We start from the raw sequence: 12,028 nt of genomic DNA on the forward strand, positions 1-12,028 counted from the left end.
ACCGGCTAGAGCCAGTTCTTGTAGCGGAACAGGATCATCGGGACGACGGCGGAGACGACCATGGCCGCGAGCGCCAGGGGGTAGCCGAACGTCCAGCCCAGTTCGGGCATGTGCGTGAAGTTCATGCCGTAGATCGACGCGATGAGGGTCGGCGGCAGGAACGCCACCGCCGCCACCGAGAAGATCTTGATGATGGCGTTCTGCTCGATCGAGATCATGCCGACGGTCGTGTCCAGCAGGAAGGTCGTCTTGTTCGACAGGAACGAGACGAAGTCGTTGAGCGAGTGCACGTCGCGGGACATGGCCTTGACCCGCGGCCTAGTGTCCCGGCTCGACGGTTTACGGCCGTCGAGGACGAGCTGCAGGAACGGCAGCAGCCGGTCGAGGGTCGCGAGGCTCTCGCGGACCCGCGACGTGAGATCGCCGGCCGCCCCGATCCGCCGCAGCAGCGATTTGAAGTCCGCGGTGCCCGTCGGCTTCTTTCTCGCCGACGAGGAGAAGATGTCGTCGCCGATCCGGTCGAGATCGGCGGAGATGGATTCCAGGAGGTCCGCAACCCGGTCGACGACAGTCTCCAGAAGACCGATCAGGATGCTGTCGGCTGTCGGCGTTCCGGGGTGGCTTGCCGTCTTGGCGGTCTGCGTCGGCTGTGGGTTTTCCGGCGACATATGAGCGGCGTTGGGCGTTTCGCGGCAGAGCTTTGCGGCGTAGATCGCGAAGCTCTTCGGCTCGCTGTAGCGCAGGGTGATCAGCCGGTCACCGGTCCGGATGAAGGTGACCGGCGCGAAGGACGGTTTGCCGCTGTCGAGGCCGAACACCACCGAGGCGGTCATGAAGTCCGCGCCATCTTCGGAATAGAGCCGGCTCGAGACCTCGATCTCGTCCATCTCCTCGCGGGTGGGCACGTCGATGCCGCACAGCCGTTCGACGGCGGAGACGTCGTCCGCCGTCGGGTTGAGGAGGTCGAGCCAGACGGCCTCGGCCGGGATCGCGTCGCCCTGCACCGATCGGGGGCGCATGAAGCGGCCCGAGGGCGTGTAGGCCTCGATCATGGGCGCCATCCGCCGAAGGTGCGGGAACGGCGCTTCCCACAGGGATCGCCGCCCAATGGCGCAAGTGCACCGGTGCCGTGGGTCGTCACGGGCTCTACTCTGCCGCCAGCTTGCCGTGTCCGAGATGGGCGGCGAGCGACTGCAGGAGATCGGCCGCTGCTTCCGCGACGACGGTGCCCGGCATGAAGATCGCCGCCGCGCCGGCTTTCTTCAGCGCCGGAACGTCCTGAGGCGGGATGACCCCGCCAACGACGATCATGATGTTCTCGCCGCCTTCCCGGGCGAGGGCGGCCTTCAGCTCTGGCACAAGCGTCAGGTGACCGGCGGCCAGCGACGAGGCGCCGACGATATGGACGTCGTTCTCGACGGCCTGGCGGGCCGCTTCCTCTGGCGTCTGGAAGAGCGGGCCGATATCGACGTCGAAGCCGAGATCGGCAAAGGCCGAGGCGATGACCTTCTGACCGCGGTCGTGACCATCCTGGCCCATCTTGGCAACGAGGATGCGCGGACGGCGTCCCTCGGCCTCGGCAAAGGCCGCGCTCATCGCCTGAACCTGCGCAACACGATCCGCCATGGGACCCGCCTCCCGCTTGTAGACACCCGCGACGACCTGCGCCTTGGCGACATGGCGGCCGAACACCGTCTCCAGCGCATCGGCCATCTCGCCGACGGTCGCCTTGGCCCGGGCCGCCGCGATGGACAGTTCGAGGAGGTTGCCGTTGCCCTCGGCTCCGGCTGTCAGTGCGGACAAGGCCGCCTTGGTCGCGGTATCGTCGCGTTCGGCCCGCAATTGCTGCAGCTTCTCGATCTGCTGACGCCGCACATCGGCATTGTCGACCCGCAGGACATCGATCTCGTCGTCGCTGGCATTGCGGAAGCGGTTGATGCCGACGACGGTCTGGGTGCCCGAGTCGATCCGCGCCTGGGTCTTGGCCGCGGCTTCCTCGATCCGCAGCTTCGGCAGGCCCTTTTCGATAGCCTTCGCCATGCCGCCCATCGCCTCGACCTCGGCGATATGCGCCAGCGCCTTTTCCGCGAGAAGATGGGTCAGCCGCTCGACATGGGCCGATCCGCCCCATGGATCGATCAGGCCCGTCGTGCCGGTTTCATGGGCGAGCACGAGCTGGGTGTTTCGCGCGATGCGGGCGGAAAAATCGGTCGGCAGCGCCAGCGCCTCGTCGAAGGCATTGGTGTGCAGCGACTGGGTATGGCCCTGCGTCGCCGCCATCGCCTCGACGCAGGTTCGCACGACGTTGTTCATCACGTCCTGCGCCGTCAGCGACCAGCCGGAGGTCTGGCAATGGGTGCGCAGCGAGAGCGAGCGCGGATCCTGCGGCGCGAAGTTCTCCTTCATCAGCGCCGCCCAGATCAGCCGTGCGGCCCGCAGCTTGGCGATCTCCATGAAGGCGTTCATGCCGACGGCCCAGAAGAAGGACAGACGCGGCGCGAACCGGTCGATGTCGAGCCCGGCGGCGACACCGGCGCGGGCATATTCGATGCCGTCGGCGATGGTGTAGGCCAGCTCCAGGTCGGCGGTCGCCCCGGCTTCCTGCATGTGGTAGCCGGAAATCGAGATCGAATTGTATTTCGGCATGTTCTTCGAGGTGAATTCGAAGATGTCCGAGATGATCCGCATCGAGGGCGCCGGCGGATAGATGTAGGTGTTGCGGACCATGAACTCCTTCAGAATATCGTTCTGAATGGTCCCGGAAAGATCGGCCTGCGCGACGCCCTGTTCCTCGGCCGCGGCCACGTAGAGGGCGAGGACAGGCAGCACCGCGCCGTTCATGGTCATCGACACGCTCATCTCGCCGAGCGGGATGCCGTCGAAGAGCTGGCGCATGTCGATGATGGAATCGATGGCCACGCCTGCCATGCCAACGTCGCCCGCGACGCGCGGGTGATCGGAATCATAGCCGCGATGGGTGGCGAGATCGAAGGCGACCGACAGGCCCTTCTGGCCCGCGGCGAGGTTGCGGCGGTAAAAGGCGTTCGACGCCGCGGCGGTGGAGAAGCCGGCATATTGCCGAATGGTCCAGGGCTTCTCGACATACATCGTCGGGTAGGGGCCGCGCAGATAAGGCGCGATGCCCGGCTGGGTATCGAGGAACGGGTAGCCTTCCAGCGCCTCGGAGCCGTAGGCGCCGCCGATCGTGATGCCTTCGGGCGTTTCGAACCCGTCGGTCGCCGGCGATTGCGGCGCGGCTGCGTTCGGGCGGCTCCAGCCGATTTGCCTGAAATCCGGGATCGCGCTCATCGGCTGGCCTCCGAAGTTTCGCTGAGACGGTGCGGACGCAGGGGCTCGCAGCGCATCTCGCCGTCGGACGCCGCCGGATCGCTTCGATCGACGGCAAGGATCGTATGATCGCGCTCGCTCTCGAGCGGGTAGAGGCTGGCGCCGATGACGATTGTCTTGCCGTCCTCCAGCCGCCGCTGGCGTTCCAGCCGCGCGTCCATGACCCGGCTCTGGAGGGCGCCGGTCTTCAGGCTGGCGACGATGCCGCCTTCTGCCTCGATCTCGCGGAATTCGTTCCAAGCGGCTTCGGCGGTCAGGTCGGTCAGCGCCTCGATGCTGCCCGAGCCGGCGGCGGGGTCCGCGACCAAGGCAAGGAAGCTCTCTTCCTGCAGGATGATCTGCAGATTGCGGGCAAGGCGGCGCGCCGCGCGATCGGGCAGGCCGAGCGGCGCGGTGTAGGGCAGGACGGCCAGGCTGTCGGCCCCGCCGGTGCCCGCGGCGACGGCCGCAATGGTGGCGCGCAGGATGTTGGTGTGCGGGTCCAGGGCAGCCATCATCCGCCAGGACGTCTCGGCATGGATACGGGTCGCGGACGGCGCATCCTCGCCGCAGGATTCCAGCAGCTTCGCCCAGAGCAGGCGCAGCGCTCGCAGCTTGGCCGTCTGCTCGAACTGGCGCTGGTCGACGGAGAGGGTGAAGCCGATCGCGGAGGCGGCGTCGGCGACGCTCAGGTCGGCCTCGGTCATCGCGCGCAGGTAATACAGCGCGGTCGCGAGAACGGCGCCGAGTTCCTGTGCGGCGGTGGCGCCGGCGTCGTGATAGAGGCGACCGTCGGCCTCGGCGACGCGGCCGATGAAGCCGCTGGCGCGCAGCCCTTTGGTGGCGCGGCCGGCATGGGCCCGGAAGGCGCTCTCGGCACCGGGAAAGCTGCCGGTGAAGGCAAAGGGGCCGACCGCGTCGAGGCAGAGATCGATCGTCAGCGTCTCGAATGCCTGGTCACGCGTTTTCGCAAGGGAACGCAGGGCGTCCACGGCGATCCGGGCGTCCATATGCGGTTCGATCCGCAGCGAGATCATGGAGAGATCGACGCCATCGAGGGCGCGGGCGATCGCCTCCGCCTCCATCGGCAGGCCGAAACCATGGGCCGAGGCCGAGCCTGCAAAGACCAGAGACAGTGCGTTGGCGCCGCCTTCGAGATCGGCCAGCGCCTGCTGGTTGGCACGGGCCGGATCGGGGTCGTCGACCCGCTGGACGATCTGCCAGGGACCGGAGGTCGCACGCCCGAGCGGCGCGGCGGCGCGGCGTCCATAGAGCGGGCCGTAGCCGAACCCGTCCTCGGCTGTCGTCACGAGGGATTCGAACGATCGCCCCTTCAGGCCCTTTTCGACGCGCGCTCGCCAACCGGCTTCGTCGACTTCCGGAAACTCGATGGCTTCGATCGTCAGCGCCGTCATGGGCCCTCCTCGTGCTGCCTGGTCGCGGCCATCCCCGAAAGGCGGTCGCGAAGGTCAGGCGGTCTGGCTCGCCCGCCTGTCCTTCTCACTCGTCCGGCTGCTTCCATAGGCTGTCCGGCCGGGAAACGAAACTGGCGTTGCCATGGCGTCTGGCCAGACCCGCGCTTGCCCGTGCGAGCTAATGCGGGATCACGGCGTCAGAGGGCGCTCGCAATTGCCACACCACGCCCGAGACAGCGTAGTCCATCTCGACCGAGCCGTTCAGGCCGCGCGAGGTCATCTTCTGGGTGACCAGCGTACCGAACCCCGAATGCTTGGGCTCGATCACCGGCGGTCCGCCGCTCTCGCTCCAGGTGATGGTGAACTCGGCATCCATCGACCAGGAGATGACGACCTTGCCCTCCGATGTCGACAGCGCGCCGTATTTGACGGCGTTCGTGGCCAGTTCGTGCAAGGCGAGGCCGAGGGTCTGGGCAGCGGTCGGGTTCAGCCGGACGGACGGACCACGAACCTCGATCTGCTCCCCGCCGGCGCCGAAGGCATGGAGCTGGGCATGCACGAGGTCCTTGACCATGGCGCTTTCCCAGGCGCGGCTCGACAGGAGATCGGCGGAGCGGGCCAGCGAACTCAGCGCCTCGGAGAGGGTCGCCAGGAACTGCGTGGTGTCGGCGCTTTCCTTGGCCGCCCGGCGCGCAATGGCCGCGATGAGAGCGTACTGGTTCTTGGCGCGATGGGTCATCTCGCGCATCAGGAAGCGGTTCTGTTCCTCGGCGTCGCGGCGCGCGCGGGAGGCTTGGGCGAGGACCTTCGACACCTCCGCAACCTCGGCGATGTCGGTGCCGATCGTCGCCGCGGGCTCGCCGGCGCCGATGGCGGCAGCCTGCTTGGACAATTGCAGGATCGGCGCGGCAATGCGGCGACCGAGCAGGATGCCCAGCAGGATCGAGAACATCAGAAGCACCGTGCCGGCGCTGATCAGCAACAGCCAGGATCGCAGGACGGGCTGCACGATGACCGAGTTGGGCACGGCGAGCGTGGTCGTCCATCCGGTCAAGCTGGATACGGTGGAGGCCTCGATCAGGTCGCGGCTCATGCGGGCGCCGAGCGTCTCGATGATCGAGGGATTGTCGTAGGAAATGCCCTGCTGGGCCTCCATCCGGCCTTCGCTGGTGACGGCGGCGAAGACCCGCTTGCCGTTCGAATCCTTGATGATGGCGGACCATTCGCGCGGCAGGTTGCGATCGGCGATCACTGCGCTAAGCGTATCCGCAGCCTTGCTGATGATCAGGACGTAGGAGACGTCGTTGCCGCGAAACACCGGCACCGCGACGTGGAACACGAAGCGTTCGGAGCGATCGCCGAAGAACACGCCGGACACGGTCGGCTGACGGGTCTTGCGCACCCGGTCAACCGTTTCGGTGTAGCTCATGGCGCGAACCGGGGCCGGATAGGGATCCAGCGTCGAGGCGACGATCCGACCGTTAGGCTCCACCAGGGCGGCATCGGTGTTGGTGGTTTTCAGCGCCGCGACCGTGCGGGCGTGGAACCCGGCCAGTTCACCCTCGGCCAGGGACGGCGAGGAGGCCAGCACCCGGCCGGTGGTGATCATGCCGTAGATTTCACGATCGACCGCGTTGGAGATGATCTCGGCGGTGTCGTTGACCTGGGCAGCGGCGATCTCGCGCTGCTGGGCGGAGAATTGCAGGATCAGGAATGCGCTGAACAGCAGGGCCGGGATCAGGACGATGACCGCGAACAGCACCAGATGCGCGAGGAGCGGCGGTCGCCGGAACAGGCGGGAAAGGTTGAACGACCCGGCAGCCCACGAACGCGTCAGCGAAGAACGCAGCCGGGACACATGCTGAGGGGTGGCGCCCGGTTCGGCGCTGATCGGATCAGATGTCATTCAAGGACCTCGCTCCCCCGATGACGTCGTGTTCCTTCAACACGGCCACATTTCCGTTGTTCGCCAAGACCATAGGCGAAGGCAACGGCTTTATCCAGCGCGCGGCTGGCGGTCTGCGCGGAAAGGTGGCCGGCCCGGCAACGAGGCCGGCCATGTCATGGCGTCCGGGGCGCTGCCGCTCAGATATACTGCGACAGGCCGGGCACGGAGGAGAGGGCCTTGTCGACGGTCTCCGGGTCGGTCTGGGTCTTGGCGAAAGCCACCAACTCGCGCGCCACGGTCTGGATCTCGCCCATGCCGAGGCCGAGGCCCATGAGCTTGGAGCCGAGGCCCATGATGCCGCCGCCGAGCATGCCGCCCATCAGGCCACCGCTGCCACCTTCGCCGGCGGTCGCCATCGCGTCTTCGGCGCCGGGCGTCTCGGCGATCATCTTGCCGACGGCCGGATCGTCCCCTTCGGCCTTCACGAAGGCGAGGATGTGCCCGACGGCCTTCTTGGCGGCGGCCTCGTCGATACCGGTTTCAGCGGCAATCTTGGCGAACAACTCGTGCATGGATGGTCCTCTTGGATCGGAGGCTCTGCCCCGGACATGCCGCTAAAAACCGGCCCTTGGGGGGTCGGCGCGAATCAGCGGGACTTTGGCAAAGCCGGCGGGGGCGCGCAATTGCAATCGGCGACAGGGCCTTGATGTGCGCTTGTGTCGCCGGAAGACCGGCATGTAAGCTCCGGCCTCCGCAAGAGGGGGATGCCGCATGCTCGAAGACGGTCGGATATATCTGGGATCCAGCCGCGACCCGAAGGACGCGATCAAGAAGGGCGAGTATCTCGACCTGACACGCGCCAATCGCCACGGCCTGGTGACGGGGGCGACCGGTACCGGCAAGACGGTGACCCTGCAGATATTGGCGGAAGGGTTTTCGGAAGCCGGTGTGCCGGTGTTCTGCTCCGACATCAAGGGCGATCTGTCCGGCGTGTCGCAGCGCGGCGAGGGCAAGGATTTCCTCGTCGCCCGGGCTGATGCCATCGGTCTCGATCCCTATTACCACGACCTCTATCCCGTCGTGTTCTGGGACGTGTTCGGCAAGAAGGGGCACCCGATCCGCGCCACCATCTCCGAGATGGGGCCGCTCCTGCTCTCGCGGCTGATGAACCTGTCCGACGCGCAGGAAGGCGTTCTCAACATCGTCTTCAAGATCGCCGACGAGGAGGGGATGCTGCTCCTTGATCTCAAGGATCTGCAGGCGATGCTGGCCCATGTGGCCGAGAATGCCGACGATGTCTCGAAGCTCTACGGCAATGTCGCCAAAGCCTCGGTCGGCGCGATCCAGCGGTCGCTGCTGGTCCTGGAGCAGCAGGGGGCGGAGAATTTCTTCGGCGAGCCCGCGCTGGCGATTGCCGACCTGATGCGCACGGACCGGGACGGGCGCGGCATCGTCAACATGCTGGCCGCCGACCAGCTGATGATGAATCCGCGGCTTTACGCGACCTTCCTGCTCTGGCTGCTGTCGGAGCTGTTCGAGGAACTGCCGGAGGTCGGCGACCCGGACAAGCCGAAGCTCGTCTTCTTCTTCGACGAGGCGCATCTGCTGTTCGACGACGCGCCGAAGATCCTCGTCGACCGGGTCGAGCAGGTGGTGAAGCTGATCCGCTCCAAGGGCGTCGGCGTGTATTTCGTGACGCAGAACCCGCTCGACATGCCCGAGGGCGTTCTGGCCCAACTCGGCAACCGGGTTCAGCATGCGCTGCGGGCGTATACGCCGCGCGAGCAGAAGGCCGTGCGCACGGCGGCCGAGACCTTCCGTCCTAACCCGGAATTCGACTGTTTCGAGGCCATCACCAAGCTCGGCGTCGGCGAGGCCCTGGTCTCGACCCTCGACAAGAAGGGCGTGCCCTCGATGGTCGAGCGTACGCTGATCCGCCCGCCGGCCGGCCGGCTCGGTCCGGTGACCGAGGCGGAGCGGGCGCAAACGATGGCGAAGAGCCCGGTCGCGGGCCAGTACGACCATGCCGTCGATCGGGAATCTGCCTATGAGATGCTCATCGGCCGGGCCGAGGATCAGCTCGCGCAGGAAGAAGAGCAGCGCCGACTGGAAGCCGAGCGGAAGGAAGAAGCGGCACGCCGCGCCGACGCTGCGCGCCGCCGTGAAGAGGAGGAGCGGGACGCGCCGCCGCCTCGCCGGACGCGGACCGGTTTCCAGCTTCCCGATTTCGGCCTTGGCGGCGATGGCCGCGACGATACCCAGGAGGTGGAGGAGACAGAGCCCGCACCGCGCCGCCGCTCGGCACCCCGTCGGCGTTCGTCGGGCTATCAGCGTCAGACCGTGACCGAGACCATCATGAAGCAGGTCGGCCGCACGGTCGCCTCGACGGTGACCCGGGCGATCCTGCGCGGCGTTCTCGGCAGCCTGAAACGCGGGAAGTGACGCGAACCGAGTAGATGCGCCTCGTTCGCGGCGGCGCCGGGACCAGGGCGGCGGCTTTCAAACCGGCGCGCCCGTCCCCATCTGTTCGGTGACGCGGAATGGAAGGAATGGGCATGAACCGGAAGTCGACACTCGCATCCTACATCCTCTGGCTTCTCTGTTTTGCCGGGATCTGCGGGCTGCACCGGTTCTATCTCGGCCGGCCATGGACCGGGTTGCTGTGGCTCCTGACCCTCGGTCTGCTCGGCATCGGGCAGATCATCGACCTCTTCCTGATCCCGGGCATGGTCCGCGAGGAAAACCTCGAAAGCCGCATCGACATGATGGAGCGCGAGCGGGGCCGCCTCTCGTAAGACGCTGGGGGCGGCGCAGATGCGCCGCCGTCCCGCCCAGGGTCAGTTCAGCAGCCTTGCGGGTTGCCAGCCTGCCGCGGCCAGATCCGCCACGGCTGGTGTGCGCTCGCTCAGCATAACCGCGTGCAGATCGGCCGTCGTATCGGCCTTGCCTCGACCCAGTGCCGCCACGACGCGGCCAGCGACGATGAAGAAGGCGGTGTAGCTGCCTGCGTCGAGATCGCCCTCGATGTGGACGTCGTCGTAGGTCCGAGCATTTCCGACATAGTGGATCGGGCCGTACTGCGCCGACCAGAAGAACGGCACACCATCGAAGGCGCCGGCTTCCCCGAGCATCGCGGCGGCGGCATGGCGGCCATGTTGCTCGGCGACCCGCCAATGCTCGATGCGCGTGCTGTAGTCCCGCCCCGCCAGCGGAAAATTTGCCACGTCGCCGCCAGCAAACAGGCTTGCATCCACCGACAGATCGGCGGCGACATCGAGCCCGCCTGCAACGTCCTCGCCGAAGAGCTCCAAGCGAGGCCTGGCGCCGACCGCGATGAGGACGACCTCGGCCGGGATCCGGGTGCCGTCGGCCAGGTGAACCGTGTCGACCTTGCCGTGCTTCGCCTCCAGTTCGGAGACGACCGAATTGGTGCGCAGATCGACGCCTTTGGCCCGGTGCTGGGCTGCGATCTGGCCGGCCACCGCGTCCCCGAATTTCGAGGCGAAGGGCAGGGTCTCGCGGGAGATCACGGTGACGGTCTTGCCGTTCTGGACGAGACCGGCAGCGATCTCCATGCCGATGAAGCCGGAGCCGATGATGACGACCCGGTTGGCGGCATCGATGGCGCCCTTGATCGCCTTGGCGTCGTCATGGCTGCGCAAAGTGAAGACGTTCGGCAGGCCGGCATTGTCGAGCGGGAGCGTGCCGGCACGGCTGCCCGGCGCAGCGAAGCACTTGTCGTAGACGAGACCCGCATTGACGCCGTCCTTGCCGCGGAACTGGATGGTCCGCGTGGCGCGGTCGATCCGCGCGACCGGCTCGGTCATCCGCTCCACCCCGATCGCGTTGAGACCGCCATCGCCAAGGAGCGGCAGGCCCGCGTCGGATTTCTTGCCCTGCATATAGGCCTTGGACAGATCGGTGCGATCGTAGGGCGGTTCGCCTTCGTCGCCGAACAAGACGATACGGCCATCGAAACCGCGGCGCACCAGTTCCTGGGCGCAGGCAACACCAGCAGCCCCGGCACCCACGATGGCGAAGAGACGGTCGCCGCCCGCCTTGCGCGCCTTGGGATCTACCTCGGGCCGATGGACGCCGGCGCCGTCGGGAATGTCGACATGGACCCGACCTGTGGCGATCTCGGTGGTGAAATGGTTGAGGCAGCCCTGTCCCGGCGGTTCGATGTGGTCGCCGCTGGTCAGGTCGAAGATGGCATGATGCCACGGGCAGATGACCCGGTTGCCAATACGGGTCCCGTTCTTCAGCGGGGCGCCCTTGTGCGTGCAGATCGCGCCGGTGGCGTGGACCGTGTCGCCGTCGCGGATGAGCAGCACCTTCAGGCCGTCAATCTCGACTTCGGTCATGCCGGTTTCGGGCAGGTCGGCGAGTGCGCAGACGTCATGTTTCATGAAATGCGGTCCCTTGGCCGGATCTGGAAGTCTTCAGCCAACGGGGCGCAAGTGCGGACGTTCCGTCCGCGACCTCGGGCCGCGGCAGTGATCCGGCAAGTAAAAGGGGCGAGCGGTTCGGCCGCTCACCCCCTCATGTCAGTAGGAAATTCGCTCTGCGATCAGGCGACGAGACCGCCCTGGCGGACCAGAACCGGCGAGCCCGACGGAACGCGATCATACAGGTCGATGATGTCCTGGTTCATGAAGCGGATGCAGCCCGACGAACCCGACGTGCCGATGGTCCAGTATTCCGGCGACCCGTGCAGGCGATACAGCGTGTCCTTGCCGTTCTGAAACAGATAGAGCGCGCGCGCCCCAAGCGGGTTGTCGATGCCCGGCTCCATGCCGTCGGCATATTGAGCCAGTTCCGGCTTGCGGGCGATCATTTCCTTCGGCGGCGTCCAGGTCGGCCACTTCTTCTTCCACTGGATCTTCGCGCGGCCCGACCAGCCGAAGCCTTCGCGACCGACGCCGACGCCGTAACGCATGGCGCGGCCGCCGGGCTCGACGACATAGGCGAACTTGTTGGCGGTATCAACGACGACCGTGCCGGGCTTCTCACCGGTGGGATCGGCAACTTCCTGCCGGTAGTAGATCGGATCGACGCGGCTCAGATCGATGGCCGGGATCCGGTAGCCTTCATCCACCACGGCGTCGTACATCGCGCGATACCGTGCCGGAGCGCCGCCCTGCGGTGCCGGGTAGGGGGCGACGGAGGCGATGCGCGCGCGCGAGCCGCTGGTGCAGCCGGCAGCAAGTGCAGTCGCGCCAATGCCGAAGCCCAGGAGCAGCCTGCGCCGCGAGAAATGTGCGGAATTGTTCATTGTGGTCCAGCCTTCGATTTTTCTTGGCGGAATCGGTAGACGCGCCCCGCTTTTGGCATTCGCAGGCAAAACCTGCAGACTTCGGAGAAGTTCCGCAGCCATCACAGCTGTTTGACCAGGAAG

9 protein-coding genes are annotated in these 12,028 nt (G+C 66.7%); 2 read left to right on the forward strand and 7 right to left on the reverse strand.

Features of this window, described 5'->3' with window-relative positions; genetic code table 11:
* Positions 1-5 precede the first annotated feature (5 nt).
* The 5 genes from ACEQX1_RS15845 to ACEQX1_RS15865 all read right to left on the reverse strand — a co-directional run bounded on the left by ACEQX1_RS15845 (position 6) and on the right by ACEQX1_RS15865 (position 7,202).
* On the reverse strand, positions 6-1,052 hold the full coding sequence (locus ACEQX1_RS15845; RefSeq protein WP_370194048.1) for a magnesium transporter CorA family protein: 1,047 nt from the start codon (positions 1,050-1,052) through the stop codon (positions 6-8).
* A gap of 94 nt (positions 1,053-1,146) precedes the next feature.
* A complete protein-coding gene (gene scpA / locus ACEQX1_RS15850) occupies positions 1,147-3,309 on the reverse strand; it encodes a methylmalonyl-CoA mutase (protein ID WP_370194047.1) in 2,163 nt (720 codons plus the stop codon).
* On the reverse strand, positions 3,306-4,742 hold the full coding sequence (locus tag ACEQX1_RS15855) for a methylmalonyl-CoA mutase subunit beta (RefSeq protein WP_370194046.1): 1,437 nt from the start codon (positions 4,740-4,742) through the stop codon (positions 3,306-3,308). The genes scpA and ACEQX1_RS15855 overlap by 4 nt, the downstream gene beginning before the upstream one ends.
* A 178-nt stretch (positions 4,743-4,920) precedes the next feature.
* Positions 4,921-6,648, reverse strand: a complete 1,728-nt coding sequence (locus ACEQX1_RS15860; protein ID WP_370194045.1) for an HWE histidine kinase domain-containing protein — start codon at positions 6,646-6,648, stop codon at positions 4,921-4,923.
* A 179-nt stretch (positions 6,649-6,827) separates the two neighbouring features.
* Positions 6,828-7,202 carry a hypothetical protein gene (locus ACEQX1_RS15865; RefSeq protein ID WP_024348997.1) on the reverse strand — a complete coding sequence of 125 codons (375 nt, stop codon included), beginning with the start codon at positions 7,200-7,202 and terminating at the stop codon, positions 6,828-6,830.
* A gap of 199 nt (positions 7,203-7,401) precedes the next feature.
* Between ACEQX1_RS15865 and ACEQX1_RS15870 the strand changes: the two genes are divergently transcribed.
* Positions 7,402-9,072 (forward strand): helicase HerA-like C-terminal domain-containing protein, encoded by a 1,671-nt coding sequence (locus ACEQX1_RS15870; protein ID WP_370197041.1) that lies wholly within the window; start codon positions 7,402-7,404, stop codon positions 9,070-9,072.
* 113 nt (positions 9,073-9,185) lie between these two features.
* Complete coding sequence (locus tag ACEQX1_RS15875; protein ID WP_155898361.1) at positions 9,186-9,425, forward strand: NINE protein; 240 nt, start codon at positions 9,186-9,188, stop codon at positions 9,423-9,425.
* A gap of 42 nt (positions 9,426-9,467) precedes the next feature.
* On the opposite strand, the gene ACEQX1_RS15880 is transcribed toward ACEQX1_RS15875, so the two are convergent.
* Both ACEQX1_RS15880 and ACEQX1_RS15885 read right to left on the reverse strand, forming a co-directional pair.
* Positions 9,468-11,039 (reverse strand): FAD-dependent oxidoreductase, encoded by a 1,572-nt coding sequence (locus tag ACEQX1_RS15880; RefSeq protein ID WP_370194043.1) that lies wholly within the window; start codon positions 11,037-11,039, stop codon positions 9,468-9,470.
* 161 nt (positions 11,040-11,200) lie between these two features.
* Positions 11,201-11,905, reverse strand: a complete 705-nt coding sequence (locus tag ACEQX1_RS15885) for a L,D-transpeptidase (protein ID WP_370194058.1) — start codon at positions 11,903-11,905, stop codon at positions 11,201-11,203.
* Positions 11,906-12,028: the final 123 nt, after the last annotated feature.

It is taken from the genome of Aurantimonas sp. (genome assembly GCF_964217435.1).
GTDB lineage: Bacteria > Pseudomonadota > Alphaproteobacteria > Rhizobiales > Rhizobiaceae > Aurantimonas > Aurantimonas coralicida.

Coding starts and splice junctions, on each gene's coding strand:
- ACEQX1_RS15845 (WP_370194048.1), bottom strand. CDS start 1,052: ATGATCGAGGCCTACACGCCCTCGGGCCGCTTCATGCGCCCCCGATCG.
- scpA (WP_370194047.1), bottom strand. CDS start 3,309: ATGAGCGCGATCCCGGATTTCAGGCAAATCGGCTGGAGCCGCCCGAAC.
- ACEQX1_RS15855 (WP_370194046.1), bottom strand. CDS start 4,742: ATGACGGCGCTGACGATCGAAGCCATCGAGTTTCCGGAAGTCGACGAA.
- ACEQX1_RS15860 (WP_370194045.1), bottom strand. CDS start 6,648: ATGACATCTGATCCGATCAGCGCCGAACCGGGCGCCACCCCTCAGCAT.
- ACEQX1_RS15865 (WP_024348997.1), bottom strand. CDS start 7,202: ATGCACGAGTTGTTCGCCAAGATTGCCGCTGAAACCGGTATCGACGAG.
- ACEQX1_RS15870 (WP_370197041.1), top strand. CDS start 7,402: ATGCTCGAAGACGGTCGGATATATCTGGGATCCAGCCGCGACCCGAAG.
- ACEQX1_RS15875 (WP_155898361.1), top strand. CDS start 9,186: ATGAACCGGAAGTCGACACTCGCATCCTACATCCTCTGGCTTCTCTGT.
- ACEQX1_RS15880 (WP_370194043.1), bottom strand. CDS start 11,039: ATGAAACATGACGTCTGCGCACTCGCCGACCTGCCCGAAACCGGCATG.
- ACEQX1_RS15885 (WP_370194058.1), bottom strand. CDS start 11,905: ATGAACAATTCCGCACATTTCTCGCGGCGCAGGCTGCTCCTGGGCTTC.